Genomic DNA, 332 nt, shown 5'->3' on the forward strand with positions numbered 1-332 from the left:
GGAATAAAGATTATGCTCAACCGAATTACCGTCCAGCTCCCGGTCGAGGGGCTGCTTTTCTGGAAACTCTCCGGCCGCGAGGCGATGTCCGAGTCGTACGCGCTGACGCTGACTCTGCTCGGCACGGATGCGCGCATCGACCGCAGCAAGCTGCTGGGCCAGCCAGTCACGGTGACCATCCCCACGCAGAGCCTGCTCACTCCCCGCTACATCAACGGCAAGATTACCCGTGTGGCGGTGAGCGCCGTTGAGCTGACGGGCACCCGCTACGCGGTGTACCAGCTGACGGTGGAGCCGGACCTGTGGCCGATGAAGCGCGACCGTAACCTGCG

At 63.9% G+C, this 332-nt stretch carries 1 protein-coding gene; it reads left to right on the forward strand.

The features are described from left to right. Positions 1–12: 12 nt before the first annotated feature. Positions 13–332, forward strand: a 320-nt coding sequence (locus E0L16_RS21965) for a contractile injection system protein, VgrG/Pvc8 family (protein WP_242672243.1), incomplete at its 3' end; no start/stop codon positions are given.

The organism is Enterobacter quasihormaechei, assembly GCF_004331385.1.
GTDB lineage: Bacteria > Pseudomonadota > Gammaproteobacteria > Enterobacterales > Enterobacteriaceae > Enterobacter > Enterobacter quasihormaechei.